This window comes from Amycolatopsis vancoresmycina (assembly GCF_000716785.1).
Lineage (GTDB): Bacteria > Actinomycetota > Actinomycetes > Mycobacteriales > Pseudonocardiaceae > Amycolatopsis > Amycolatopsis vancoresmycina.
In genome coordinates this window covers 56,296-81,124 of sequence record NZ_JNYY01000004.1, presented here as the reverse complement: position 1 = coordinate 81,124, position 24,829 = coordinate 56,296, and the positions used below count along the sequence as shown (strand labels likewise).

Genomic DNA, 24,829 nt, shown 5'->3' with positions numbered 1-24,829 from the left:
TCTACGCAACTATCGTGGTCAACCGGGAGAAGGGGACCACGATGGAGTGGACGGGTGCGCGGTACGCCGACCTGCCGACGGCCGAGGTCTCGACCTGGATCGACGCCGCGCCCGAGGACGTCTGGCCGGTGGTCTCTGACATCTCGCTGATGCCTGAGCTGAGCGCGGAGCTCCAGTCCGTCGAGTGGCGCGAAGCAGGCCGCACGTTTGTCGGCCGCAGCAAGCACGACGCCTTCGGCGAGTGGGAGACCACCTCCTTCGTCGTCGAGTGCGAAGCGCCGCGGGTGTTCTCGTGGGCCGTCGCCGATCCGGCCGAACCGAGCGCGACCTGGAGGTTCACCCTCGAACCCGACGGCGGCGGCACCCGGCTGAGCCAGTGGATGCGGATGGGGCCCGGCCGGTCCGGGCTGTCGTTCGCCATCGACCGGATGCCGGAGAAGGAACAGAAGATCGTCTTCGTCCGCCTGCGGGAGTTCGAAACGGCGATGCAGGGCAACCTCGCCGCGATCAAGGCCCGGGTCGAACGCCGATGAAGACCGCGACCACCGTCGAGTTCTCCACGGACACCCGCACGACGCTGGACTTCGTGCTGGAAGCGGAAAAGCTCGGCCTCGACGTCTGCTGGGTGGCCGAAGCGTGGGGCTCGGACGCGCCGTCCGCGCTCGGCTACCTCGCCGCCCGCACCGACCGGATCCGGCTCGGCTCCGGCATCATCCAGCTCGGCACGCGCACGCCGGTCGCGATCGCGCAGGCCGCGCTGACGCTGGCCGACCTGTCCGGCGGCCGGTTCGCGCTCGGCCTCGGGCCGTCCGGGCCGCAGGTCGTCGAAGGGCTGCACGGCGTCCCGTTCGCGAAGCCGCTGACACGCATGCGCGAGACCGTCGAGATCATCCGCCAGGCGTTCGCGGGGGAGAAGATTTCGTTCTCCGGCAAGGCGTTCGAGATCCCGCTGCCGGGCGAAGCGCGTCCGATGCGGCTGTCCACCGCCCCGAACCCGGACATCCCGATCTACCTCGCGACGCTGTCGCCGAAGCTCCTGGAACTCACGGGCGAGGTGGCGGACGGCTGGCTCGGCACCAGCTTCGTGCCCGAAGGCGCCGACGCGTACTTCGCCCACCTCGACGCCGGACTCGCGAAGGCGGGCCGCAAGCGCGAGGACATCGACGTCTGCCAGGGCGCCGAAGTCGCCTTCGCGGACAACGAAGACGAGCTGCGCACCCTGGTCGGCAGCCGCAAGAAGGAGCTCGCGTTCAGCCTCGGCGGAATGGGTTCGGCCACCACGAACTTCTACAACAACGCCTACAGCCGCCAGGGCTGGGCGGACGTCGCCGCCGAGGTCCGCGAGCGCTGGCAGGCCGGGGACCGCGACGGCGCCGCCGCGCTCGTCACCGACGAAATGGTGCTCGGCACGACGTTGATCGGCACCGAAGAGATGGTGCGCGAACGCCTGCGCGTCTGGCGCGCCACCGGCATCGACACCGTCCGGCTCTACCCGGCCGGCGAAACCCTCGAAGCGCGTCTCACGACGCTCGGTCGCGCATTGGAGCTGATATGAGCGGCGAGTGGCAGCGCACCGCGTGCAGCCTCTGCTACCTCAACTGCGGGCTGGAGGTGCAGGTCGACGGCCGGAAGATCACCCGCGTCCGCGGCGACAAGGCGCACCCGCGCTCCGGCGGCTACCTCTGCCAGAAGGCCCAGCGCCTGACCTGGTACGGCGACCACGAAGACCGCCTGACGACCCCGCTGCGCCGGCGTCCCGACGGCACCCACGAGCCGATCGGCTGGGACACCGCGCTCACCGAAATCGCCGCCAAGCTGCGCGGGATCCGGGACGCCGACACCGCGGCCGGGCGGCCCGGCTCGTTCGCCTACGTCGGCGGCGGTGGCCAGGGCAACCACTCCGGCGGCGCGTACGGCGCTTCGCTGCTGAAGTGGATGAACTCCACCCGGCACTTCAACGCGCTGTCGCAGGAGAAAACCGGCGACTTCTGGGTCAACGGGCAGCTGTTCGGTTCGACGATCGTGCACACCGCCGAGGACGTCGAGCACTGCGACCTGCTGGTCGTGCTCGGCTGCAACCCCTGGCAGGCCCACGGGTTCACCAACGCCCGGCACGCGCTCAACACGCTCAAGAACGACCCGGACCGCCGGATGATCGTGATCGACCCGCGGCGCACCGAGACCGCGGAGCTCGCCGACCTGCACCTGCCGCTGCGCCCGGGCACCGACGCCTACCTGCTGGGCGCGATCCTCGCGCTGCTGCTCGAACGCGGTGGCGCCGACGAACGGTTCCTCGCCGAACGCACCGAAGGCTTCGACGAGGTGGCCGCCGTGCTGGCGAAAGTGCCGGTGGACGCGTGGATCGCGCACGCCGAAGTGTCCCGTGTGGACGTCGAGCGCGCGGTCGAGCTGATCCTTTCGGCGCGCGCCATGACCGTCCGCGTCGAGCTGGGCATCCAGCAGGGACGGCACTCGACGCTCAACAGCTACCTCGAAAAGCTGCTGTTCCTGCTCACCGGGCACTTCGGCCGCCGCGGCACGAACAACCTGCACTCGTGGCTGCTGCCGCTGTGGGGCGCCACGAGCGGGCAGCGCTCCGAGATCACCGGGTTCGAGTACATCGGCGGCCTGCTGCCGGCGAACACCCTCGCCGAGGAGGTCCTCGCCGACCACCCGAACCGCGTCCGCGCGGTGTGGGTCGAATCCTCGAACCCGGCCAACACCTTCGCCGGCACGCGGGACGTCGAACGCGCGCTGCGGGCCGCGGAGCTGTCCGTGGTCGTCGACGTCGCCTACACCGAGACGGCCGCGCTGGCGGATTACGTGCTGCCAGCGGCTTCGCAGCACGAAAAGTGGGAGTTCACGCTCTTCACCTTCGACTGGCCGACGAACTACTTCCAGCTGCGGCGGCCGTTGCTGGACCCGTTGCCGGGCACGCTCGTCGAAGCCGAGATCTACGCGCGGCTGTTCGACGCGCTCGGCGTGCTGCCGCCGTCCGACGTCCTCGCCGCGCTGGCCGCCGGGCCGCGTTCGGACCTGCAGGCGGGGCTGGGTGCTCTGGTGCAGGCGATGCCGGAGCGCGCGGCGATCCTGCCGGTGCTGCTCTACCGCACGCTGGGCGCGTCGCTGCCCGATGGCGCGGCGTCGATCGCGCCGCTGTGGGCGGGGTGCCACCGCGCGGCCAAGACGATGACCGTGCCGGTGCAGCGCGCCCTGGGCACCGCGGCGACCGGCGCGCAGCTCGGGGAGGAACTCTTCGAGCGGGTCCTGGCCGGTCCGACGCCGTTTTCGGCGCACGAACAGGACGAGGTGTGGAGCCTGCTGCGCCGCGAGCGCGTCCGGCTGGCCGTGCCGGAGCTGCTGGACTGGCTGGCCGCGCTGGACCCGGCCGCCGAACGGCCCGATCCGGCGTACCCGTTTTCGCTGCTCAACGGGCAGCGGCGGGCGCACAACGCGAACCAGATCCTGCGTGACCCGCGCTGGCGCCGCACCGACCCGGACGGCGCCCTCCGCGCGCGTCCCGAAGAACTGGCGTCGATCGGCGCGGCCCCGGGCGACTGGGTGGCCGTCGTGACGGCGTCGGGACGGGTGGTCGTGCGCGCCGAAGCCGATCCGGGGTTGCGGCCGGGCCAGCTCGCGCTGCCGCACGGCTACGGCATGGCGCACCCGGACGCCCACGGCAGGCGGGTGGTCAGCGGCCTGCGGATCAACCTGCTGACCGACCCGCGGGACCGCGATCCGATCGCGGGCACGCCGCACCACAAGGACGTCCCGGCGCGGCTGGAACCCGCGACCGAACGGGAACGCGCCGCCGCGGAGGCAGACAGCGCCCGGGTGCGCGAAACGGTCGCAAGTGGACGGACGGCACGGCTCGCCGGTTTATAGTGGGCGCATGCGCAAGATCGTCGCGAACCTGTTCATTTCGCTGGACGGCGTGGTCGAGGCGCCGGACAAGTGGTCGTTGCGGTACTGGAGCGACGAGATAGGCCAGGCGGTCGGCAGCGGGATGGCCGCCGCCGACGCGATGCTGCTCGGCCGCGTCACCTACGAAGGGTTCGCCGAAGCGTGGCCCGGCCGGACGGTCGAGGACGACAAAGGCGCGGAGTTCATGAACAACGTCCGCAAGTACGTGCTTTCGTCGACGTTGTCGGAAGTCGCCTGGAACAACTCGACGCTGCTGACCGGCGACCCGGCCGAAGCGGTCCGGACGCTGAAGGCCGGTCCGGGCGGCGACATCATGACCAGCGGCAGCCCGACGGCGGTGCGGTGGCTGCTGGCCGAGGGCCTGGTCGACGAGCTGAACCTGCTGCTGTACCCGGTGGTCGTGGGCCGCGGGAAGCGGCTGTTCCCCGAGTCCGGGCCGTCGTTTCCGCTGGAGCTGCGGAAGTCGGCGACGTTCGGCAACGGCGTCGTCCAGCTGACCTACGCGCCGGCGTGATCACGCCGTTCCGGATCGACGTCCCCGAGACCGACCTCGACGACCTGCGCGCGCGGCTGCGGCGGACGCGCTGGCCCGAGTCGGGGCCGGACGACTGGAGCCAGGGCACGCCGCTGGGCTACCTGCGCGACCTGTGCGAATACTGGGCGTCGGACTACGACTGGCGGCGCACGGAAGCCCGGCTGAACCGGTTTCCGCAGTACCGCACGGAAATCGACGGCCTCGGCATCCACTTCCTGCACGTGCGTTCGCCGGATCCGGCGGCGCTGCCCCTGATCCTCACCCACGGCTGGCCCGGCTCGTTCGTGGAGTTCTCGAAGGTGATCGAGCCGTTGTCCGCGGAGTTCCACCTGGTGATCCCGTCGCTGCCGGGCTACGCCTTCAGCGACAAACCGGCGGTCCCCGGCTGGGGCATCGAGCGCATCGCGGCGGCGTGGGCGACGTTGATGGCCCGCTTGGGCTACCGGCGCTACGGCGCGCAGGGCGGCGACTGGGGAACGTCGATCACGACGGCACTGGCCCAGCAGGACGCGGCCCACCTGGCCGGCATCCACCTGAACCCGCCGATCGCGGCCCCGGACCCGGCGACGTTCGGCGACCTGACCGAGGCCGAGCGGGCGGCGCTGGCGGCGTTGGAGCACGCGCAGCGCTGGGAGGACGGCTATTCGGTGCTGCAGTCGACCCGCCCCCAGACGCTCGGCTACAGCCTGCTCGACTCCCCGGCGGGCCTGTGCGGCTGGCTGGTGGAGAAGTTCCACGCCTGGTCGGACGGCTTCCCGTTCACCCGCGACGAGCTCCTGGACGACATCACGCTGTACTGGCTGACGGGCACGGCGGCGTCGTCGGCCCGGTTGTACTGGGAGAGCATCCGCAAGGTCCAGAAGTGGTTCTCGGAGGCCACGGACGACACGGTGGACGTCCCGGCGGGCTGTTCGATCTTCCCCGCGGAGATGCCCCGGCCGTCACGCCGGTGGGCCAAGAAGCGGTACACCGACATCCGGCACTGGAACGAGCTGGACCGAGGCGGCCACTTCGCGGCGTACGAGCAGCCCGAGCTGTTCGCCGAGGAGGTGCGGACGTTCTTCCGGCTGGTCCGCTAGTTGACCTGCCTGGACTGCCCCTTCCAGAACGGCTCCCGCAGCTTGAACTTCTGGATCTTCCCCGTCGCCGTCCGCGGCAGGGCGTCCAGGAACTCGATCCGCTTCGGGCACTTGTACCCCGCCAGGTACTCCCGGCAGTGCCGGATCAGCTCCTCCGCCGTGACGTCCCCGTCCACCACGACCAGGGCCGTCACCAGCTCGCCCCACTTCTCGTCCGGGATGCCGATCACCGCCGCCTCGCGGATCGCCGGGTGCGAGTTGAGCGCGTCCTCCACCTCGATCGACGACACGTTCTCGCCGCCCGAGATGATCACGTCCTTCTTGCGGTCCGCGATCGTCAGGTAACCCTCCGAGAACGTCCCGCCGTCGCCCGTGTGGAACCAGCCGCCCTCGGTGACCCGGGCCGTCTCCGCCGGGTTCTCCCAGTAGCCGTCCAGGTTGTGGTTGGACTGCGCGAGGACCTCGCCGTCGCTGTCGACGGCGATCCGGACGCCCAGTGCCGGCGTGCCCGCGCGGCCCAGCCGCCGCGCCTGCTCGTGCGGGTCGAGGTCCGCCCACTCGCTGCGCATCCGGTTGACCGTCAGCAGCGGTGCGGTCTCGGTGAGCCCGTAGATCTGGATGAACTCCCAGCCCAGCTCGGCCCGGACCCGCTCGATCGTGCGCGTCGGCGGGGGCGCGCCGGCCACCACGATCCGGACGCGGTCGCGGCCGGGGATCTCGCCGTCCCAGGTCGCCGCGCCGTCGAGGGCGGCCGTCACGACCGCCGGAGCCGCGCACAGGATCGTCACCCCGTGCTCGCCGATCCGCCGCAGGATCTCCGTGCCGTCGACCTTCCGCAGCACGATGTGCCGCCCGCCGAGGCCGGTCACCGCGTACGGCATGCCCCAGCCGTTGCAGTGGAACATCGGCAGGGTGTGCAGCAGGACGTCGTGGTCGCTCAGCGTCGTGTGCAGGCCGAAGACGGCCGCGTTCAGCCAGATGTTGCGGTGGGTGAGCTGCACACCCTTCGGCCGGGCGGTCGTCCCGGACGTGTAGTTGATCGTCGCCGTGGCCGACTCGTCGGCGTCCCACGGCCGGGGCGTGCCGTCGCCGCCCCAGATGGCCTCGTCGTCGCGGCCGAGGACGAACACGTGCTTCGCCGTCACCGTGTCCAGCAGGTGCTCGAGCTCCGGGTCGACGATCAGCACCTCCGCGCCCGAGTGCTCCACTATGTACTTGACCTCGGCCGGTGCGAGCCGGAAGTTCACCGGCACCAGGATCCGGCCCCAGCCCGACACGCCGAAGAACGACACGAGCAGCCGCGCGGCGTTGTGCGACACCATCGCGACGCGCCCGCCGGACGGCACACCGAGCGCGTCGAGGTTGGCGGCTTGTGCGCGGGCCCGGCGCGCCACCTCGCGGTAGGTGAGCGAACCCCAGCTCGGCGCGGGCTGGTCCGGCTCGTCGACCACCGCGACGCGGTCCGGGTACACCGTTTCCGCGCGGTCGAGGAAGTCACGCACACCCAGATCGAAGAACATCCCCCGATGATGACTCTTCGCAGGTGCTCGCACCAGTCCGATGTGGTTCGCTGGACCACGATGGACTTCGACACGGTGGCCGGCGAGCTCTACGGGGGTGACCTCGCGGAGTTCGTCAGCGCGCGCAACGCGGCGGCGAAGGCGGCGAAGGCCGAGGGGGACGCGGAGCTCGCGAAGCGGATCCAGCAGCTGAGGAAGCCGACGACGGCCGCGGCGATCGTCAACACCCTCGCCCACGAGGACCCGGACGAACTGCAGGAGCTGGCCGGGCTCGGCGACGAGCTGCGCGACGCGCACACGCGCCTGGCCGGCGACGAGCTGCGGGCCCTGACCCGCCGCCGCGGGGAGCTGGTGCGGCGGATCCTGCACGGGCTGCCGTCGATGAGCGACCCGGTGTCCCGCGAGGTCGAGGCCACCCTGGAAGCCGTCGCGGCCGACCCGGACACCGCCGCGCTCGCGCTGGCCGGCCGGCTGACGTCGGTGGCGCACCAGGACACCGACCAGTGGTTCAGCCTCGCCGCGAGCGTCCCGCCCGCCACCGGCAAGCGCCCGGCGAAGCTCGTGGACAAGGCCGAACCGGCCAAGCCGAAACGGGACCACCGGCGCGAGGAGGAGGAACGGGCGAAGGCCCGCGCGGAACGTGATCGCCTGCGCAAGGAAGCCGCCGAACGGGCGAAGGAACGCGCGACGGCCGAACGCGACCTCGTCCGCACCGAGCGCGCGGCCGAGCAGGCCACCGCCCGCGTCGAAGACCTGCGTGCGCGGCTGGCCGAAGCCGAGGAACGCGCCGAGCGCGCGACAGCGGAGCTGGAGACGGCGAAGGCGGCCTTCGACGAGGCCGACGCTGCCGCTCGGAAAGCCGCCAACGCCGCCGGCTGAGCCCCGGGCTATGCGGTTGGGGGATGGCCCGCTTCCGGGCCGGGTCGGTAACGTGCGAGGCCGGCACACGGAGGTAGTGGCTTGATCACGCTCACCACGACCGGCGCCCGGACGGGCCGGCAGCACCGGGTTCCGCTGGGCGCCTTGGACATCGACGGCCGCCTGGTCGTCGTCGCGTCCGCGATGGGCGCGCCGAAGCACCCCGCCTGGTACCACAACATCCGGCAGAACCCCTTGGTGACGGTGGAAACCGAGACCGAGAAGTTCGACGCGATGGCCGCCCTGCCGCCGGACCGCGACGAGCTGTTCGCCAAGGTCGTCGCGCAGGAACCGGGGTTCGCGGCGTACCAGGCGCGAACGACCCGGGTCCTGCCCGTCGTGGAGCTGCACCGCTTCGACCCCGCGCGCCGCATGGGCGACTGGATCGTCGAGGTGCACGACTGGCTGCGTGCCGAGCTGAAAGAGATGCGCGCCGAGCTGGACTGCGGCACCCCGCGGCGGCTGAGCACGCGGTGCGCCGGGTTCTGCACGGCGCTCACCAAGCACCACACCGGGGAAGGCGCGAACCTCTTCCCCCTGCTGGCCGAGCGGTTCCCCGCCCTGGCGCCGACGCTGGCGAAGCTCGACGAGGAACACGTCGTCGTGGCCCGCCTGCAGGAGGACGTCCAGCGGCTCGTCGACGAGGAAACCGACCCGGTCAAGCTCCGCGCCGAGTTCGACCGGCTCAAGTCCGAACTGGACAGTCACTTCGACTACGAGGAGCGCACCCTGGTCGCCGCGCTGAACGCCCTGCTGCCCGCGCCCGGCTGATCAGAACAGCAGCTCGGCCAGCTGCCGCTGGTGCTCCCGCTCGACCGCGGGGGACGGGCCGAGCACCTGGACGGCCACGTGGTCGGCGCCGGCGTCCACATGGGACCGAAGCCCCTTGGCGACGGTTTCCGGCGTGCCGTGCAGGACGAGGTCGTCGATCAGGCGGTCGCTGCCGCCACCGGCGACGTCGGCCTCGGTGTACCCGTGGCGCAGCAGGTTGTTCACGTAGTTGCGCAGCCCCAGGTACGGGGTCTGCACGTACGGGCGGCCGATGGCCCGCGCGGCCGCCGGGTCGTCGTCGAGGACGACTTTCTGTTCCGGCGCCAGCAGTTTGCCCGCGCCCAGGATCGCCCGGGCGTGCCGCGTGTGCCCGGACGGCACGAGGTACGGGTGCGCGCCCGCGGTGCGCTCGGCGGCCAGCTTCAGCACGCGGTCGCCGAGCGCGGCGAGGATCCGGGCCTCGGCCGGGACGCCGGCCGCGTCGAGCCGGTCGAGGTAGTCGACGATCTTGGCGTACGGGCTCCGGTACTCCGTCACGGACTCGGGGTGTCCGACGCCGACGCCGAGCAGCAAGCGCTTTCCGTACCGGTCCGCGAGGCGGTGGTAGGACTCCGCGAGGGTCTCCGGCTCGTCGACCCACATGTTGACGATCGCCGTCGCCACCGTGATCCGCTCGGTCGAGGCGAGGACGTCCTCGACGAGCGCGAGGTCGCCGACGGAGTTCCGGCCGGTGCCGAGCCAGACCGCGCCGTAGCCGAGCGCGTCGGCGGCGACCGCCTGCTCCTTCCGCGTCGCGTCGTCGCGGTGCGGGGCCAGGAACAGGCCGAACTGGTTCGATACATTTGTCATAGAGCTCAATGTAGCAAATGTAGCGACGGCTGTCAGGCGGCCAGCCGGTGCAGCCACTCCCGCAGCATCTGACGCTCGGTGGTGGTCAGGGCGTCCGTGTCGTCCTCCAGTGCAGTCGACAAAGCGACTGCGAGGGCGCTCACGGACGACCCTTCGGCCGGCTCGTCGGCCAGCAGCCCGGCCAGCACGGACTCCCTGACCTGCGCGGACATCGCCAGGTCGCGCCGGTCTTCCGGCTGGGCGATCAGGCTGAGCGTCACGCCGCTGTTGGCCGCCGCGAACTGGCGCGCGGCCTCCGCCGCCTCGACCCGCAGGCGGCCGTCGCGCGCCAGCGGCGTGAACAGCTCCAGCAGCATCGCTTCGGCGCTCGACGTGAGGTTGCACGGGACGCCCGGCTCGATCTGGCCGTAGAGCAGCACGTAGAACGCGGGGTGTTCCAGGCCGTATTCGACGTGCCGGTCCCAGCCCGCGCGGATCCGGTCGACCGGATCGCCGTCCGCCGACGGCACCTGGACGTACTGGGTGAAGCCGTAGTTCACGACGGCGTCGAGCAGGCCCTGCTTGCTGCCGAAGTGGTGGTACAGCGTGGGGGCCTGGACGCCGGCGCGCTCGCAGATCGCCCGCGTCGACACCGGGCCGTCGCCGGCTTCGTGCAGGAGCTGGCCGGCGGCCAGCAGCAGGCGGTCGCGGGTACTGGTGGCGTTGCTCGATCGTCCGGCCATGTAGCAATTGTAACGCCGAGTTATAGCGCCCGCCGCAGCCGCAGCTGGACCCGCCGGAGCCCGGCGAAGGCGGCCAGCACCTCCGGGTCCGTCGTGGCCGCGGCCGGGCGCACCGACCGGTAGCCGTCCACGAGCGCCTCCCGCAGCTCGTCGCGCTGCGGCAGGTGCGCGAGCGCGGCGGAGGCGACGGCGAGGTCGTACGCGTAGTGCCCGTAGCCGCAGTCGTCGAAGTCGATCACCCGCACCCGGCCGCGGTCGAACAGGTAGTTGTCCTGCCGCAGGTCGCCGTGCACCAGGCCGAAGACGTCGGCGCCGTAGCCCAGCTCGGCCCGCACCGCGCGGACCCGCGCCACCGCCTCGCGGACGGTCTCGTCCCCGCCGGCCGCGGCGACGGCCCGCTCGACGACGGCCGCGGAGAAGCCGTCCACCTGCGTGCGCCCGAACTCCGTCAGGTCGTCGACGCGACCGCGGTCGAGCCCGTTCATCCGCGAGCCGTGCAGGTGCAGCCGCGCGGTGGCCGCGCCCACCGCGTACAGCTGCGGCGTGCCGAGCCGCTCGTCGGCGAACCGGCCGTCGACCCAGTGGCAGAGCACGCAGGTGCGGGGTTCGGGCACCGCCGGGTCGGCGACCACGGTGGCCAGCTCCCGCGCGCGCGTCGGCACCGGCCGCGGGACGACGAGGTCGGTTTCGCGGCCCAGCGCGGCGAGCCAGGCCATCTCGGCGCGCACCTGCGCGACGCCGGGGCCGTCCGGCCGCTGCACCCGCAGCACGTACCGCCGTCCGTCCGCGCCGTCGACGCGGAACGACGTGTTGAGCCCGTGCGCCAGCGGGGTCAGGCGCGCCACCGGCACGGCGTAGGCGGTCAACGCCGCTTCGGCGAGGCGGCGCAGGCGTCGCGTGCGGCCGGCGCGGTCCAGCTCGGCGAACGGCCGGGTGTTCGCCTGGAAGTCGGCCATCGCCCAGGTGCTCAGCTGATCGACCGTTCCGGCTCGCGGGCGTGCGAGACGAGCTCGATCGCCGGCGTCGATGGCCGTCCGCCGCCCAGCCGCTCCACGCCGCGCAGTCCCTCGACCAGCCGGTCGACCTCGGTGTCCGGCCGCACCCCCAGGCGGATGAACTGGCTGGTCATGCCGATCTTGTTGCCGCACTGGCGCACCAGCAGGTGGTGCTCGGTGAGCAGGTGGTCGCACAGCTCGGCGCCGTCGACCGACGCGGGCAGCTTTACGAGCAGGAAGTTCGCCTGCGACGGGTACACCGTCAGCTCCGCGAACTGGCTCAGCTGCGCGTTCATCACGAACCGGTCGAGCGCGAGCTTCTTCAGGCTTTCCTCGTATTCCGCGCGGTGCTCGGCGAGCATGAAGATCACGGTTTCGGCCAGCGAGTTCAGGTTCCACTTCGGCAGCGCGGCCGACAGCTTGCGTGTCATGGCCGGGTTGGAAACCTGGTAGCCGAAGCGGATCCCGTGCAGCCCGAAGTTCTTGCCGAGGCTCTTCAGCACGATCACGTTCGGCCGCACGACGGCTTCGGCGGCCACCGACGGGTTCCGCTCGACCTCGACGAAGTCGACGAACGACTCGTCGATCACCACCAGGTCGAGGTCCTCGAGGGCGTCCATGAACCGGATCACCTCGCGGCGCGGCAGGTACCCGCCGTCGGGGTTGTTCGGGTTGCACAGCACCGCCACCCGTGAGCCTCGGCGCCTGATGAAGTCGACGTACTCGTCGACGTGGAGCTCGAAGTTGTCCGCTTCCTTGAGCAGGAACATGTCGACGCGCTTGCCGGTCTCCATCGGCTGGTCGGTCCAGCGGCCGAACGTCGGGATCGGCACCGCGACGCTGGCGTCGACCAGCAGCCGGTCGATCCAGGTGATCAGCTCGGTGGAGCCGTTGGCCGGCGAGATCGTCGACGGGTTGAGCCGCAGCACGCTCGCCAGCTGCGCGGTGATCGCGGCGGCGTCGCTCGGGTAGAACTTGAGGATCGTGCGGAGGTTCCGTTCGAGCTCGGCGAACATCCCGTCGGTGGGGAAGTACGGGTTGCACGGGATGCAGAAGTCCGCGAGGTCGTCCGCGTGCCTGCCCATCGCCCTGGCCACGGAGAAGAACGACGGGCTGTGGGCCTGGCCCTGCTGGAAAAGGCCGCTGGTGGTCATGCCGTGCCGCACGCGTGGTCTCCGTCCGCCGCTTTACCGGCCCCTTGCCTTCCCGTGGGGGACACGTACGAATCGGACGGCCGGTTCAACGCCCGACCACGCGTAGACCCCGGTACCCGCCAGCGCGACGGCGGCGAGCGCGGACAACGCCGTGAGCGGCAGCGGTGCGGCCAGCGGGTCGATGCCGGCGAAGGACTCGAGGCCGATGACGGCGGTGAGCACGGCGTCCGCGGCGACGGCGACGGCGACCACGCGCAGCCGGTGGGCTTCGGGCCAGCGGGTGAAGCGCAGGAGCCAGGCCAGCGCGGGCAGCACCAGGATCGCGTGCATGGCGACCGCGTGCAGGGGTTTCAGCGAGCCGGCGGTCGTGTAGGCCAGCTCGGGGTTTCCGCCGCGGGCCGCGACGACGCCGCGCCCGATCATCACCGCGCCGGTGGCCAGCGCGACCAGCAGCACGACCAGGCCCGCACGGACGGCCAGGCGCAGGCTGGGCGCGCCCGGGCCCGGCTCCACGAGCGCCGCCGCCGTGAAGCCGATGACGGTCAGGATGATCACCACGCCGCCCCCGGCGAGCGTCATCGAGACGGCGGTGTCGAACGGCGTCTCGAAGTCGAAGTGCGACGGCACCCCGCGCCACGCCTGCATGCTGACCAGCACGACTTCGCTCACGCTCGCCGCGGTGAAGGCGCCGAGCAGGACGCCGCGCACGCGCGGGCGGATGGTCAGGAACGACGTCGCCCAGGCGACCGACGCGAGCGTCAGCCCGAACGACAGGCCGAACGTGACGGCCTTGCGCAGCGACAGCGGGCCCAGCCACGAGCCGCCGGTGGCGAGGAGCACGACGGCGTGGGCGAGGCCGCTCAGGAACAGGGCCGCGCCGACGGCGTAGGCGATCCGCTCGGCTCGCCGGCCCTCGTGCCGGATGCGGGTCAGTGCGTTCATACCCCGGAGTCTCGGCCGGTTGCGGGGCGGCCGCGTCGGTCCGGCGGCGACACCACGACGTACGACGACGGGCGTACGGCAATCGGTGAGTATGTCGAAAAAGGGCCGGTAAAGGAACGGAAATTTTCTTGACGAAATATTGGCGGCCGCGTGTCGGGAGCCACTCGCCAGGCGGATGCGAACGGGTGGGAAGCGTCCTACGCTGCAATCATGTTCATCGCACTCTTGACCTACACGGCACCCGAAACAGAAGTCGGCTACGCGTTACCGGACCATTCGGACTGGTTGCGCAAACAATTCACGAAGGGACTCTTCCTTGTTTCCGGAAAGGGCAGCGGCGCGGCGGACCAGGTGATACTGACGCGGTCGGTGCTGCGCGGCAAGCTCGACGCCGTGCTCGCCAGCGACCCGTTCGTGGTCCGCAGGCTCGCCCGCTACGACATCATCGAGTTCACCGCCACCCGCACCGCACAGGAGCTGCTGGCGATCAACGAGGCCATCGCCTCCTAGGAGCCGTCATGAGTCGGGTGGCCCGGCGACGACGCCCCGCCACCTGACGGCGAAGAACACTCGCCCGCTGCGCCTCGCTTATGATCGCGAAGGACGTCCAGCAGGGAGAGTGCGATGAAAACCCCCGACCTCGTCTTCCGGGGCCGCCGGTTGAGCAGTGACCGCGCGCTGGTGCTGGCTGCGGTCGACGCGCTCCCGTCGGCCAGGGACGCCACCCGTGCCGCCGTCGCCGACGGCGCCGACCTCGTGAGTTTCGCCGGGCCCGGCGTCGAAACCCTGGTCGGGTGGGCGCGTGAGACGTTTCCCGGCCTCGTCGTGGGGGCTGAAACCGCAGACCCCTCGGTGGCCGCCGCCTGCTGTGAAGCGGGGGCGGACCTGATCGTGGCCCACGCGGACCTGGCGGCGGTCGCGGCCCGGTTCGGCGCGGGTTACGCCGCTGCTTCGGTGCCGTCCGGTGTGCCGGGTGCCGTCTTGGACGTCGGGGAATTCCGGCTGCCGGTGCCGGAGGACGTGCCCGTGCTCGCCGGGGTGGCCGGCGACGGAACGCCCGGCGGCCTGGCGCGGGCCGCGCTCGCGGCGTCGGCGGGAGTGGCGATCCTGCGCACGAGGCATGTGCGCGAAGTGCGGCAGGTGGCCGAGATGGCGGCGAGCATCGCGGGCACCCGCCCGCCGGCGAAGGCGGTCCGGTGGGAGTGATCCGCCAGGTCTGGCCGGCCGCGCGCGAACTGGCCCAGCACGACCTCGAACAGCTGTACCGCTACCCGGCGGACCCCCGCTGGCTGGCGGTGAACTTCGTGTCCAGCACGGACGGCGCAATCACGGTGGAGGGCCGCTCGGGCGCCCTGTCGACCCCGGCGGACCGGATCGTCTACCGCCTCGGCAACGACCTGGCCGACGTGGTGCTGGTGGGCGCGGGAACGGCGATGGCGGAGGGCTTCGAGGGAATGCGTCCCGACGCCGCCTCGGCCGACCGCCGCCGCCGGTTCGGGCTGGCCCCGATCGCCCCGGTGGCGGTGGTGACGACGGGCCGTTCCCTGCCGCCGGACGCCCCGGTGATCACCAAGGCAGCGGTCCCGACGCTGGTCTTCACGTCCGCGGCGGCGCCTTCGGAGCTGCGTGCGGCGTGGGCGGCGAACGGCGCCCGGGTGTTCGTCGTGGGCGAGGCGGCGGTGTCGGCCGAGGGCGTGGTGTCGACGCTGGTGGCGGAGGGCCTGGGCCGCATCGACTGCGAGGGCGGCCCGCGGTTGTTCGGTTCGCTGATCGAGGCGGGCGTGGTCGACGAGTTCCGGTTGACGGTGGCGCCGTTCCTGGTGGCGGGTTCGGCAAGCCGGGCAGCTGTCGGAGGGGCGGTCGACCCGGCCGGGCTGGAACTGGCTTCGGTGCTCACCGACGGCGCCAGTGTCCTGCTGCGGTACCTGGTGCCGCACTAGTTTTGTCGGTCCCTTCCGGTAGCGTGGAAATCGGGGGCTCCCTAGCGCGGTTCCCGTTGCGCCACAAGGGAAAACGCGCCCCACCGTACCCCGCACAGTTCACCCGGTCCAGCGATGATGTTCGAACTTCTGTTCGGGTACTGTCGGAGACATGACCGCCATCCGAAGACCGCGGCAGCACCCGGAACCGGTGCTGCGCCAAGGAAAACCCCTACCGATCGAGCAGCCGCCGGAAATGGTCCGGCAGCGGCCGCTCCCGCGCCTCCGCCGGCGTCAGCCAGGCGAAGTCGTCGTGCTCCTCCGGGCTGAGCACGACGTCGCCGGTGCCGTCTTCTTCCACTGTGTAAACGAAAGCGTGGATCCGCAGGGCCCGCCCCGCGACGTCCGGCCACGCGTCGCGAGCCAGTTCGCCCGTGACGCGGACCGCCAGCCCGGTTTCCTCCGCCGCCTCGCGCACCGCTGTGGCTTCGCCCGGCTCGCCCGGCTCGGCCGTCCCGCCGGGCAGTTCCCACCGGCCGGCGAGGAACACTCCCGGGCTGCGGCGGAGGAACAGCACCCGGTCGCCGCGGGCGATCCAGCAGTAGGCCAGGTGCTTGTGCGCGATCTCCGTCATGCGCGCGATTCTCGCTCAGTTGGTCTTGGACGTCGGCAGGTGGGCGCCGAGGTACCCGACGTACACCGTGCCCGTCCGGTCGGTGTCGTCGAGGAAGTGCAGCCGCGGCGCCGGCGACTTGAACCGTTCAAGGGCGATGTGGGCGCCGAAGTAGTCGCGGCCCGCGGGGTTCGTCCGTGGATCGACGCGGAACGTGCGGGCCTGGCGGAGCCGTTCGTTCGTCGTCACCGTGTCCGACTCGGCCAGGGCGATGATGTTGGCGCTGATCAGCGAACCGGGCTGGCCGGTGCGGGCGAACGCGAGCACGTCCGAGAGCTCGGGCCCGGGGTCCTGGCCCGCGTCCAGCAGCGACGTCCGGGCGCCCGCGTAGGCGTCGAGGGTGCGGAGCGCGTCCCACGCCTTGCGGCGCCAGGCGGCGGCTTTCGGGTGGTGGTCGAGGATCGCGGCCGGAGCCGGTTCGGCCGTGATCGCGAGGTGCTTGAGCGACGCCGACGCGGCGCCGATCAGCTCGCCGAAACTGGGGAACTCCTCCGGCGGCCGCTCGGCGGCGACGACCTCGTCGTCCGCGTCGTGGTGGCGGGCGAGCCGTCCGGCCAGCAGGCCGTTGACCCGTCTCAGCTCGTCGCGCTCGGCCTCGGTCTCCTCGAACGCGCGGGCGTAGTCGTCCACCTCCGCCTGCAGCTGGGCGAGCTGCTCCCGCAGGCACGCGACGTCGGTCGCGCAGACGTCTTCCAGGCGGCGGCGGAGGGTCTTGACCTCGCCGGCGTGCCGGTCCCGTTCCTCGGCGTGGGCCTTGGCCTTCTTCCGCAGGATCGTGATCACCCCGCGCGCCTCGGCGAGTTCCCGTTCGGCACGGCCGAGTTTCCCGACCAGCTCGGCGTCGGGCTCCCGCTCCGGCGACGCGAAGGGATCCGTGGCGTACCAGTCCCGCACGCTCGGCACCTGGGCCCACTCCTCGGGCAGCGGCGTCCGGCTGCGCGCCTGGATCAGCCGCGTGATCGCGTCCTCGAGCGCCTCGCCGGACACCGGGCTGGCGGCTTCGACGAAGTCCGGGAGCTGGTCGCACGGGGGCACGTACAGCCGTGCGCCCTGCGGCAGCACGCAGCCCAGCGGAAGGTGCCGGTTGAGGGTGTGGCGGAAGCGGTCGTCGACGTCGAAGACGTTGACCAGCCCGGGCCACCCCGCCACCGGCACCGTCGGCGGCTCGGTGAGTACCAGGACCGCCGAAGACCGCCACGGGGCGACCAGCGCTTCGCCCAGCAGGTCGGCCAGGTGGTCGCATTCCTGGCGCGACCAGCCGCGCATCGCCAGCACCGGCGTTTCGATCGGGATTTCGTCGCTGCCGCTGGCGCCCAGCTCCTCGAGCCCGATCCGGTGCGCCGGAGCATCGTGGCAGCTGCGCCACGGCCGCGTGCACGCCGCGGCGAGCAGCCACGTCACCCGGTCCTCACCGGCGCGGTAGCACAGCGAAAGCAATACCTGAACGGAGTAGCGGCGTTCGCCGCCCTCGTACGCGAACTTCAGGTCACACCGGCGCGAACCACCGTCGTCGGACGAGCCGAGGTCGGCCACTGTGTAGTCGTCGTGCTGCCGCTGGCGGCTGATCAGCCTGCTGCGCAAGGCGTCCAGGGGGCGTTTCCCCTCGGTGGGGACCAGTCCGTGGTGCCAGATCCGGTGCACCCCCACAGGACTCAACTCCGTTCGCCGGGAACAGGACCTCAGCCGAACATAGCGGATCCTGTGACCGTTCGAACGCGGGGCGTCACCCCGTGCGCGTCCAGAGGCAGAAGGGGTGCCCCGCAGGATCGAAGCAGACCCGGACATCATCCTGCGGCTGGAAGCCGGCAACCACCGCGCCCGCAGCGGTCGCCACCGCCGTCGCGGCCTCGAGGTCATCGACCTCGATATCGAGGTGCAGCTGCATCTGCTGGGCACCCTCGGCCGGCGGCCACACGGGCGGGACATGCCCGGTCTCGAGCTGGAACGACAGCCCAGCACTGCCATCGTCCGGCCGCAGCGTCACCCACTCCGGTTCGTCGGTGCGGATAGGCCAGCCAAGCAACTTCGAGTAGAACTCGGCAAGCGCCCGGGGTTCCGGAGTCCCGAGCACGGTGGAGGTCAGCTTCATGATCGGACTGGTACCCGCACACCGGATTCTCTACCGCTCTCCGGAGCTGCTGTTGCATCGGCGGCCCGACCTGCCGCCACGACAACCGCAGCACCGGCCAAGCCGAGCAGCGCGGTGATCGCGGCCAGCAGCGCGCCGGTCCGCACAAACCCCGGCCCCGCCTGAGCCAGCACGCTGACCGGCAGCAGCCCGAACCACAGCCCGCCAGCCCCGCTGCAAGCCCTCGCGGCGTGGCGAGGGGCATCTGGCCGTTCGCCGCGATGCCTGGCCGCGTGGCGCGGAATATCCGGCTGCCCGGCGGCGGATGCCTGCGTGGCGCGAGGTGCGGACACTCGGCTGCCCGCCCGTGCGGTGCACACCCGGCTGCCCGGTTCGATGCCCGGCCCAAGCACAGCGCAACCCCCAGCCAACAAGCAGCCGCACCCCGGCCCGCCGCTCCGGAATACCTCGCCACCGCAGCGGTTGGATCCTGGCGCAGACGTTGTGATCACTGAGGGAGCTGCCATGTCGTCCGAACAAATCCAGGGGACCGTCGCCGACGGGTTCGAGAGCGTCCGCGCCGAATTCGCCGCCGTCGCGGCTGCCGAGGGCGGCGACTACGCCGCCCAACTCGTTGCGCACGTCGATGGCGAGCGCGTCGTCGACCTTTGGACCGGCCCCGAAATGACCGGCGACTCGCTCACCGGCGTGTTCTCCTCCACGAAGGGCGCCGCGCACCTGGTGGTCGCGCTGCTCGTCCAGGACGGTGTGCTCGACCTCGACGAGCGCGTCGCGCACTACTGGCCGGAGTTCGGTGCCGCCGGCAAGGATCGGATCACCCTGCGCGAGCTGCTCGCGCACCGCGCCGGCGTCGTGGGCGCCGACGGCGGGTTCACCGCCGAAGAGATCGCCGACGACCGTGTCATCGCCGAACGGCTCGCTCCGCAGCGGCCCTACTGGCGGCCCGGTACCGCCTTCGGCTACCACGCGCTCGTGATCGGCGCGCTGACCGGCGAGGTCGTCCGGCGCGTCACCGGCCGCAGCATCCAGGAGCACTACGAAGACCGCATCCGGAAGCCGTTCGGCCTGGACTTCCACCTCGGGCTGCCCGAGGAGCTGGAGCCGCGGTTCCTCACCACGCAACCGATGCTGCCGACGCCGGAGCAGCTGGCGCAGCTCGAAGCGAACGCGACCGGCCCGGACAGCATCACGGGCATCGCCTTCAACCGGAACCACCCGAAAGCCCCGGAACTCTGGGACCTGCCGAACATCAAGCTGGTCCGCCAGCTGAGCCCGGCTTCCGTCGGCGGTGTCGCGTCGGCGCGGGGGCTCGCCGGCATGTACGCGGCGGCGATCTCCGGCTCCGAGCCGCTGCTGCGGCCGGAAACCGCCGCGGAGTTCGCTCAGATTCACTCGATCGGTGACGATCTGTCCACTCGCAACCACAACGCGTTCGGCCTCGGCTTCGCGATCGTGTCGGACGACTACCCCGTCCTGGGCCAGGGCGCGTTCGGCCACAGCGGCGCCGCCGGCTCGCAGGCGTTCGCCGACCCGCGCAGCGGCCTCGCGTACGGCTACAACCGCCGCCGGTTCGCCTTCCCGGGTGGAGCCGCTCCGGAGAACGTTCGCCTGGTTAGCGCGGTCCACGCGGCGGTGACCGCCTAAGCGGCGGCACCCCGGGGCTGGCTCGCAATACGCCTGGACCTCGGCAACGACTCACCCGCCGCGCGAGCCGCGCGGCGGGTGAGCTACCGCCCGGCCGTCCGTCCACAGTAGACGCTTCAGTGCGGGCGAAGGACCCCTCGGTCACGCTCCGCGTTCGGAGCAACACGTACCTGCGGGTGGCCCCGCCGGACGCCCAAATGCACGTCCGGAGTGGACGTCGTTACAGACTTCACCCGTTAGGACGTTCCGACCGGGACATCCCGCCTGCTCACGCGGCCTGGACTGACTTTCCGTAGCGAAAACTCTCCCGATCATTGCTCCGATGTGCAACTATTGGGCCGTTCGCGGGGAAGAGGGCCCCGCGATGGGGGACTCACCGTCATCGGCAGCGTCCCCATGCAGATCCCCAGGGGAGAGGAGATCGACCATGTCGACGCCCACGGATGTCAAGCCCGGCGAAGCCCCGGAGCCGGTCGAGGAGCCGGCCGAACCGACCCAGCCGCTCGTGCAGTGGACGGATGCGGACGGCAAGGTCCACGTCGACCACCCGGTCCACACCGAGTGCGCGAACGGCTGCTACCAGGGTGTCACGCCCTGAGCCAGGCCTCGTCGAGGCAAGCCCGCCTGCTGATCTACCGGTAGGCGGGCTTCTTTTTGCCGAAGCCTGTGCTGTCATAGGTGAGTGCCCGTGATTGACCTGGACCCCTCCGAGGTGATCGAGAGGGTTCGTTCCCTGCAGAAGGACGCCGCCGATGCTTCGTGCGTCGCGCGGTACCACCTGAGCCTCCGGCTGCTGCGCCGCGGGATGAGCCTGCTGGATTCCGTACACCCGGTGCCCGCCGGGCACCGCACCGACTGGCTGGTGACGCGCATCCGCTTGGCCAGCACCATGACGGCGGTCTCCTCGGAGATCTCCAACGACCTCGCCGCCGGGCTGGCGGGCCTGGACGACGTCCGGCTGCTGATCAACGCCGTCGAGGACCCGGTCCTGCGGGCCGAGCTCAACGGCTCGCTCAACCACAACTACGCGATGCGGCTGATGGGGGTCGGGCGCAACGACGAAAGCCTCGTTTCGTTCGACCAGGCCGTCGAGCACCACGAATACCGCCTGGCGCACGGTACCGACCCCGAGTCGCGGATGAGTGCCTTCACGTTGACGCTGGCGTCCCGCGGCTGGGTGCACATCCGGCTGGGCAACGTGCGCGAAGCCCAGGCGGACCTGACCCGGTCCCTCGAGCTCGCCGAGAAGTACGAGCTGCGCGGCAACGCGGCCAGCACCCGGCGGACGCTGGGCACGCTCGCGCTGCGGATGGGGGACGTCCCCGAAGCCCTGCGGCTGTACGACGAGTGCGAGCGCAGCTACCGCGCGCTCGACATGGAGATCCCGCCGACCCTGCGGCTCGCGCAGGCCGAGGCACTGCTCGCGGCCGGCCTCGCGGACGAGGCCGGGGCCCACCTCGACGAGATCCTGCCGGTCATGGTCGAGGAGCAGAGCGTCAGCCGCGAACTGGCGCTGGCGGAGCTCTACCGCGCCTCGGCCGCCCTGATGGGCGACGACGTCGAGCTCGCCAGGGAGATGGCTTACTCGGCGCGCCGCCGGATGCTCAAGGTCGGGTGCCTGACCTGCACCGCCAACGCCACCCTGATGGGGCTGAAGGCCGACGCGCGCGACGCCCTGGAGACCGGTGACGTCCCCGCGAGCCTGCCGACCCGGGCGCTGCGCCAGGCCGAGAAGATGCCGACCCCGCAGCTCACCGACCAGGCCGCGACCGCCCGGATGCTCGCCGTCCGGCTGGACATCCGCCGCGGCAACCTCAAGCGGGCCGTCGAGACCCTCCGGCTGGTGCCGCGGCCCGGGCAGCTCACCCCCATCGACTACCGGATGCTGCGGCGGCTCTGCCGGGCCGAACTCGCCGTCGCCCAGGGCGACCGGGCCAAGGCGCTCACCGAGATCCGGTCGGGGCTCACCGAGCTGGACGCCGTCCGGGACCGGATGGGCGGGCTGGACCTCGTCTCCGGGACCGCGCTGCACGGCCAGGAGCTCGCCGACCTCGCCGTCAAGCTCGTGCTCGAACGCAACGACGCCCGGCGGCTGTTCGTCTGGCTCGAACGGACCCGGGCCCAGACCTACCGCTACGAGCCGCTCTCGGCGGGCACCGATCCCGAGCTCGCCGCGCGCGTCGCCGAGGTGCGCGGGCTCGGGCAGGCCATCCAGGAAGCCCAGCACGACGGGCATCCCAGCGCCGGCCTGCGGGCGAAGTACAACGAACGGCTGCGGGAGGCGCAGCGGCTCGGCTGGCACACCGGGCGGTGGGGCCGTCCGCGGCCCGTCGCGGGGCTCGCCGAGGTCGCCGGGCGGCTCGGGGAACGCGCGATGGTCAGCTTCGCCGCTTCCGGGGACGAGCTCGTCGCCGTCGTCGTCGCCGGGGGCGAGTGCCGGCTCGTGCGGCTCGGGTCCGCCGGGGCCGCCGCGGAGTCCGCGCGCGTGCTGAACGTCGACCTCGACGCCCTCGCGCCGGACAACCTGCCCGAGCGGCTCGCCGAGGTCGTGATGACTTCGGCGCACAAGCAGGCCGACAAGCTCGACGCCCAGCTCGTCCAGCCCCTGGCCGGTCTCATCGGCGACCGCGAGCTGGTCATCGTCCCGACCGGCCCGCTCTACGCCGTGCCGTGGGGCGTGCTGCCGGGGCTGCTGGGGCGGCCGGTCGTCGTCGCGCCGTCGGCGACCGCGTGGCTCGCCGCCGAGCTGACCAGGTCGTCGCGCGCCCGCAAGATCGTGCTCGTCCGCGGGCCGGGGCTGGCCGGCGCCCGCGGTGAGCTGGAGAAGCTGACCACGCACTACCGCACCGCCACGACGATGACCGGCGCCAAGGCCACCGTGAAGTCCGTGCTGCGCGCGATGGACGGCGCGAAGCTCGCGCACTTCGCCGCGCACGGCGCGCACGAGCCGGAGAACGCCCTGTTCTCCCGGCTCGAACTGGCCGACGGCGCCCTGTTCGGCCACGAGATGGCCGGGCTGCGGCAGCCGCCGCGGCAGGTGGTGTTCGCCGCGTGCGAGCTGGCGATGAACCGGATCCGGCCCGGCGACGAAGCCCTCGGCTTCGCCAGTGCGCTGCTGGCCAGCGGCTCCCGGACGGTGATCGCGCCGCTGTCCCGCGTCGGCGATCTCGCTTCGGCGGCCGCGATGGACGACTACTACCGCGCGCTGGCCGTCCGGGACAGCCCGGCGCTGGCGCTGGCCGACGCCATCGCCGTCGACCCGTTCCGCCGCCCGTTCGTCTGCCTCGGCGCGGGCTAGGAAGTCAGGACAGCTGCGCGGGTGGCGACCACACCAGCCGCGGGTCGGTCTGGACGAAGCTGCCGAGCAGCTGGTCGACCCGGGTCAGGACGTCGAGGTCGAGCCGGACGCCGGCGGCCTTGGCGTTCTCCGTGACCTGCTCGGGCGTGCTCGCGCCGACGACGGCCGAGGCGACCGCCTCGTGCTGCAACGTCCACGCCAGCGCGAGCTGCGCCATCGTCAACCCGGAGTCGTCCGCGACACCGCGCAGGAGCTCCACGCGTTCCAGCAGTTCCGGCATGAGCAACGGCCGCGCGTGCGGCTGGGTGGCCGCCCGTGAACCGGCCGGGATCCGCCCGTCCCGGTACTTGCCGGTCAGCACGCCCTGGGCGAGCGGCACCGACGCGAACTGCCCGGCACCGATCCGCGTGCCCACCGGCATCACCTGCGCCTCGGGCACCCGCCACAGCATCGAGTAGTGCGGCTGGTTGGCGATCAGCGGCACGTCGTACCGCTGCGCCGCCTCGTGCGCCTGGAGCAGCTGCTCGGCCGTCCACTCCGACGTCCCGGCGTACCGGATCTTCCCCTGCCGCACCAGGTCCGACAGCGCGAGGAACGTCTCCGCGACCGGCGTCCGGTAGTCGAAGCGCAGCAGCTGGTAGACGTCGACGTAGTCGGTGCGCAGGCGGCGCAGCGAGCCTTCGAGGGACGCGAGCACGTGCTTGCGGCTCAGCCCCGCGTCGTTCGGGCCCGGGCCCTCCGGCCAGAACACCCCCGTGCACAGCACCAGATCGTCGCGGCGCACCCCGGTGAACGCCGCGCCGAACGCGGCTTCCGCGGCGCCGCCGTCCCAGGCCGCCGCGGTGTGGAACGTCGTGACGCCGGCGTCCAGCGCCGCGGCTACGCAGCCCGGTGCGTCGTGCGTGAGCCAGTTGCCGTAGGCGATCTCGCTGACGGCGAGCCCGCTCGCGCCGACCCTGCGGTACTCCACTTCAGCCTCCCACGGCCATCTCGTCGATCCACGCGTCGACCGCGCCGGCCTTGCGGGCGAAGGACTCCCGGACCGATTCGTGCGGCAGGATCAGGAATTCCTCGGTGCCGAGCCCGCGGACGACCGCCTCGGCGACGTCGTCGGGCTCGATGAGCGGGGCCGCCGCGGCGATGGCCAGCGCGGCCGGGTGGCCGGCCGCGATGCCGGGCTCCAGCAGCGCCGTCCGGACGCCGAGCGGGCACAGCGCGCTGACCCGCACCCCGCGCGGCCGGTAGGTGATCGCCAGCCACTCGGCGAGGCCGACGGCCGCGTGCTTGGTGACCGAGTACGGTGCGTCGCCGGGGATGCCGAGCAGGCCGGCGCCCGACGCCGTGATCAGCAGGTAGCCTTCGCCGCGCGCCAGCATCGCGGGCAGCACCGCTTGTGCGGCGTGGACGTGCTGCATGACGTTGATCTCCCACGACTTCTGCCACTGCTCGTCGGCCGCGTGCACCCCGGTGCCGAACGCGGCGCCCGCGTTGGCGCAGAACACGTCGAGTCGGCCGAACTCGGCGCGAGCCGCCGCGACCAGCGCCTTGAGGTCCTTTTTGGACGTCGCGTCGGCGGTCACCGCGACGGCCCGGCCGCCCGCGGCCGCGATCTCCGCCGCCACCCGGGCGGCCCCCGCGGTGTCCACGTCGGACACGACCACGCCGGCCGCCCCTTCGGCGGCGAAGCGGCGGGCCATGGCGGCCCCGATTCCGTGTGCCGCGCCGGTCAGCACGACCACGCGTCCGGTCAGTTCCACGCGGGCTCCAAAATCTTGGGTTCGAATTGTCACTCAGGTG

Annotated in this window: 24 protein-coding genes; 13 read left to right on the top strand and 11 right to left on the bottom strand. The window is 72.0% G+C overall.

Features of this window, described 5'->3' with window-relative positions:
- Positions 1–41 precede the first annotated feature (41 nt).
- Genes OO60_RS10045 through OO60_RS10025 form a run of 5 tightly spaced genes read left to right on the top strand, consistent with a single transcriptional unit; the run spans position 42 to position 5,538 of the window.
- On the top strand, positions 42–533 hold the full coding sequence (locus OO60_RS10045) for an SRPBCC family protein (protein WP_033261329.1): 492 nt from the start codon (positions 42–44) through the stop codon (positions 531–533).
- Positions 530–1,555, top strand: coding sequence for an LLM class flavin-dependent oxidoreductase (locus OO60_RS10040; RefSeq protein ID WP_003054879.1), 1,026 nt, complete (start codon positions 530–532; stop codon positions 1,553–1,555). Before OO60_RS10045 ends, OO60_RS10040 begins: the two co-directional genes overlap by 4 nt.
- Positions 1,552–3,885: a molybdopterin-dependent oxidoreductase gene (locus OO60_RS10035; protein WP_003054881.1), complete on the top strand. Its 2,334-nt coding sequence runs from the start codon at positions 1,552–1,554 to the stop codon at positions 3,883–3,885. The genes OO60_RS10040 and OO60_RS10035 overlap by 4 nt, the downstream gene beginning before the upstream one ends.
- 7 nt (positions 3,886–3,892) lie before the next feature.
- Positions 3,893–4,438 (top strand): dihydrofolate reductase family protein, encoded by a 546-nt coding sequence (locus OO60_RS10030; RefSeq protein ID WP_003054884.1) that lies wholly within the window; start codon positions 3,893–3,895, stop codon positions 4,436–4,438.
- Positions 4,435–5,538 carry an epoxide hydrolase family protein gene (locus tag OO60_RS10025; RefSeq protein ID WP_003054887.1) on the top strand — a complete coding sequence of 368 codons (1,104 nt, stop codon included), beginning with the start codon at positions 4,435–4,437 and terminating at the stop codon, positions 5,536–5,538. The genes OO60_RS10030 and OO60_RS10025 overlap by 4 nt, the downstream gene beginning before the upstream one ends.
- Here OO60_RS10025 and OO60_RS10020 read toward each other — a convergent pair.
- Positions 5,535–7,058: an AMP-binding protein gene (locus OO60_RS10020; RefSeq protein ID WP_003054889.1), complete on the bottom strand. Its 1,524-nt coding sequence runs from the start codon at positions 7,056–7,058 to the stop codon at positions 5,535–5,537. The genes OO60_RS10025 and OO60_RS10020 overlap by 4 nt on opposite strands.
- Positions 7,059–7,118: 60 nt before the next feature.
- On the opposite strand from OO60_RS10020, the gene OO60_RS10015 reads away from it, so the two are divergent.
- Both OO60_RS10015 and OO60_RS10010 read left to right on the top strand, forming a co-directional pair.
- Positions 7,119–7,937: a hypothetical protein gene (locus OO60_RS10015; RefSeq protein WP_003054892.1), complete on the top strand. Its 819-nt coding sequence runs from the start codon at positions 7,119–7,121 to the stop codon at positions 7,935–7,937.
- An 81-nt stretch (positions 7,938–8,018) separates the two neighbouring features.
- Positions 8,019–8,747 (top strand): nitroreductase/quinone reductase family protein, encoded by a 729-nt coding sequence (locus OO60_RS10010; RefSeq protein ID WP_003054895.1) that lies wholly within the window; start codon positions 8,019–8,021, stop codon positions 8,745–8,747.
- Here the strand turns inward: OO60_RS10010 and OO60_RS10005 are convergent, their stop codons facing one another.
- The 5 genes from OO60_RS10005 to OO60_RS09985 are packed head-to-tail and all read right to left on the bottom strand — an operon-like array spanning position 8,748 to position 13,409.
- Positions 8,748–9,596 carry an LLM class F420-dependent oxidoreductase gene (locus tag OO60_RS10005; protein ID WP_003054899.1) on the bottom strand — a complete coding sequence of 283 codons (849 nt, stop codon included), beginning with the start codon at positions 9,594–9,596 and terminating at the stop codon, positions 8,748–8,750.
- A gap of 32 nt (positions 9,597–9,628) precedes the next feature.
- On the bottom strand, positions 9,629–10,318 hold the full coding sequence (locus tag OO60_RS10000; RefSeq protein ID WP_003054901.1) for a TetR/AcrR family transcriptional regulator: 690 nt from the start codon (positions 10,316–10,318) through the stop codon (positions 9,629–9,631).
- 20 nt (positions 10,319–10,338) lie between these two features.
- Positions 10,339–11,274, bottom strand: a complete 936-nt coding sequence (locus OO60_RS09995) for a phosphotransferase enzyme family protein (protein WP_033261249.1) — start codon at positions 11,272–11,274, stop codon at positions 10,339–10,341.
- 11 nt (positions 11,275–11,285) lie between these two features.
- Positions 11,286–12,479, bottom strand: coding sequence for a pyridoxal phosphate-dependent aminotransferase (locus tag OO60_RS09990; protein WP_003096847.1), 1,194 nt, complete (start codon positions 12,477–12,479; stop codon positions 11,286–11,288).
- A gap of 21 nt (positions 12,480–12,500) precedes the next feature.
- The gene (locus OO60_RS09985; RefSeq protein ID WP_003096846.1) at positions 12,501–13,409 is read right to left on the bottom strand and encodes a hypothetical protein; all 909 of its coding nucleotides are present in this window, start codon (positions 13,407–13,409) and stop codon (positions 12,501–12,503) included.
- Positions 13,410–13,619: 210 nt separating this feature from the next.
- Between OO60_RS09985 and OO60_RS09980 the strand changes: the two genes are divergently transcribed.
- The 3 genes from OO60_RS09980 (at position 13,620) to OO60_RS09970 (ending at position 15,349) form a co-directional block, all read left to right on the top strand.
- On the top strand, positions 13,620–13,919 hold the full coding sequence (locus OO60_RS09980) for a YciI family protein (protein WP_003096844.1): 300 nt from the start codon (positions 13,620–13,622) through the stop codon (positions 13,917–13,919).
- A gap of 114 nt (positions 13,920–14,033) precedes the next feature.
- Positions 14,034–14,615: a hypothetical protein gene (locus OO60_RS09975; protein ID WP_003096840.1), complete on the top strand. Its 582-nt coding sequence runs from the start codon at positions 14,034–14,036 to the stop codon at positions 14,613–14,615.
- Positions 14,612–15,349 carry a dihydrofolate reductase family protein gene (locus tag OO60_RS09970; protein ID WP_003096838.1) on the top strand — a complete coding sequence of 246 codons (738 nt, stop codon included), beginning with the start codon at positions 14,612–14,614 and terminating at the stop codon, positions 15,347–15,349. The genes OO60_RS09975 and OO60_RS09970 overlap by 4 nt, the downstream gene beginning before the upstream one ends.
- Before the next feature lie 211 nt (positions 15,350–15,560).
- On the opposite strand, the gene OO60_RS09965 is transcribed toward OO60_RS09970, so the two are convergent.
- The 3 genes from OO60_RS09965 to OO60_RS09955 all read right to left on the bottom strand — a co-directional run bounded on the left by OO60_RS09965 (position 15,561) and on the right by OO60_RS09955 (position 18,090).
- Positions 15,561–15,962 carry an NUDIX domain-containing protein gene (locus OO60_RS09965; protein WP_003096835.1) on the bottom strand — a complete coding sequence of 134 codons (402 nt, stop codon included), beginning with the start codon at positions 15,960–15,962 and terminating at the stop codon, positions 15,561–15,563.
- Positions 15,963–15,977: 15 nt separating this feature from the next.
- Positions 15,978–17,648 carry a hypothetical protein gene (locus tag OO60_RS09960; protein WP_003096832.1) on the bottom strand — a complete coding sequence of 557 codons (1,671 nt, stop codon included), beginning with the start codon at positions 17,646–17,648 and terminating at the stop codon, positions 15,978–15,980.
- A gap of 76 nt (positions 17,649–17,724) precedes the next feature.
- Positions 17,725–18,090: a VOC family protein gene (locus tag OO60_RS09955; protein ID WP_003096829.1), complete on the bottom strand. Its 366-nt coding sequence runs from the start codon at positions 18,088–18,090 to the stop codon at positions 17,725–17,727.
- Positions 18,091–18,594: 504 nt separating this feature from the next.
- Between OO60_RS09955 and OO60_RS09950 the strand changes: the two genes are divergently transcribed.
- From OO60_RS09950 to OO60_RS09945, 3 genes are all read left to right on the top strand, one after another.
- Positions 18,595–19,734 carry a serine hydrolase domain-containing protein gene (locus OO60_RS09950; protein ID WP_003096827.1) on the top strand — a complete coding sequence of 380 codons (1,140 nt, stop codon included), beginning with the start codon at positions 18,595–18,597 and terminating at the stop codon, positions 19,732–19,734.
- A 427-nt stretch (positions 19,735–20,161) separates the two neighbouring features.
- Complete coding sequence (locus OO60_RS47125) at positions 20,162–20,332, top strand: hypothetical protein (protein WP_003096823.1); 171 nt, start codon at positions 20,162–20,164, stop codon at positions 20,330–20,332.
- Positions 20,333–20,422: 90 nt separating this feature from the next.
- Positions 20,423–23,032 carry a CHAT domain-containing tetratricopeptide repeat protein gene (locus tag OO60_RS09945; protein ID WP_033261248.1) on the top strand — a complete coding sequence of 870 codons (2,610 nt, stop codon included), beginning with the start codon at positions 20,423–20,425 and terminating at the stop codon, positions 23,030–23,032.
- Between the two features lie 4 nt (positions 23,033–23,036).
- Here the strand turns inward: OO60_RS09945 and OO60_RS09940 are convergent, their stop codons facing one another.
- On the bottom strand, positions 23,037–24,002 hold the full coding sequence (locus OO60_RS09940; RefSeq protein WP_003096817.1) for an aldo/keto reductase: 966 nt from the start codon (positions 24,000–24,002) through the stop codon (positions 23,037–23,039).
- A gap of 1 nt (position 24,003) precedes the next feature.
- Positions 24,004–24,789, bottom strand: coding sequence for an SDR family oxidoreductase (locus OO60_RS09935; protein WP_003096815.1), 786 nt, complete (start codon positions 24,787–24,789; stop codon positions 24,004–24,006).
- Positions 24,790–24,829 lie beyond the last annotated feature (40 nt).

Coding starts and splice junctions, on each gene's coding strand:
- OO60_RS09995 (WP_033261249.1), bottom strand. CDS start 11,274: ATGGCCGACTTCCAGGCGAACACCCGGCCGTTCGCCGAGCTGGACCGC.
- OO60_RS47125 (WP_003096823.1), top strand. CDS start 20,162: ATGTCGACGCCCACGGATGTCAAGCCCGGCGAAGCCCCGGAGCCGGTC.
- OO60_RS10030 (WP_003054884.1), top strand. CDS start 3,893: ATGCGCAAGATCGTCGCGAACCTGTTCATTTCGCTGGACGGCGTGGTC.
- OO60_RS10015 (WP_003054892.1), top strand. CDS start 7,119: ATGGACTTCGACACGGTGGCCGGCGAGCTCTACGGGGGTGACCTCGCG.
- OO60_RS09975 (WP_003096840.1), top strand. CDS start 14,034: ATGAAAACCCCCGACCTCGTCTTCCGGGGCCGCCGGTTGAGCAGTGAC.
- OO60_RS09985 (WP_003096846.1), bottom strand. CDS start 13,409: ATGAACGCACTGACCCGCATCCGGCACGAGGGCCGGCGAGCCGAGCGG.
- OO60_RS10005 (WP_003054899.1), bottom strand. CDS start 9,596: ATGACAAATGTATCGAACCAGTTCGGCCTGTTCCTGGCCCCGCACCGC.
- OO60_RS10000 (WP_003054901.1), bottom strand. CDS start 10,318: ATGGCCGGACGATCGAGCAACGCCACCAGTACCCGCGACCGCCTGCTG.
- OO60_RS09950 (WP_003096827.1), top strand. CDS start 18,595: ATGTCGTCCGAACAAATCCAGGGGACCGTCGCCGACGGGTTCGAGAGC.
- OO60_RS10020 (WP_003054889.1), bottom strand. CDS start 7,058: ATGTTCTTCGATCTGGGTGTGCGTGACTTCCTCGACCGCGCGGAAACG.
- OO60_RS09955 (WP_003096829.1), bottom strand. CDS start 18,090: ATGAAGCTGACCTCCACCGTGCTCGGGACTCCGGAACCCCGGGCGCTT.
- OO60_RS10040 (WP_003054879.1), top strand. CDS start 530: ATGAAGACCGCGACCACCGTCGAGTTCTCCACGGACACCCGCACGACG.
- OO60_RS09965 (WP_003096835.1), bottom strand. CDS start 15,962: ATGACGGAGATCGCGCACAAGCACCTGGCCTACTGCTGGATCGCCCGC.
- OO60_RS10035 (WP_003054881.1), top strand. CDS start 1,552: ATGAGCGGCGAGTGGCAGCGCACCGCGTGCAGCCTCTGCTACCTCAAC.
- OO60_RS10045 (WP_033261329.1), top strand. CDS start 42: ATGGAGTGGACGGGTGCGCGGTACGCCGACCTGCCGACGGCCGAGGTC.
- OO60_RS09980 (WP_003096844.1), top strand. CDS start 13,620: ATGTTCATCGCACTCTTGACCTACACGGCACCCGAAACAGAAGTCGGC.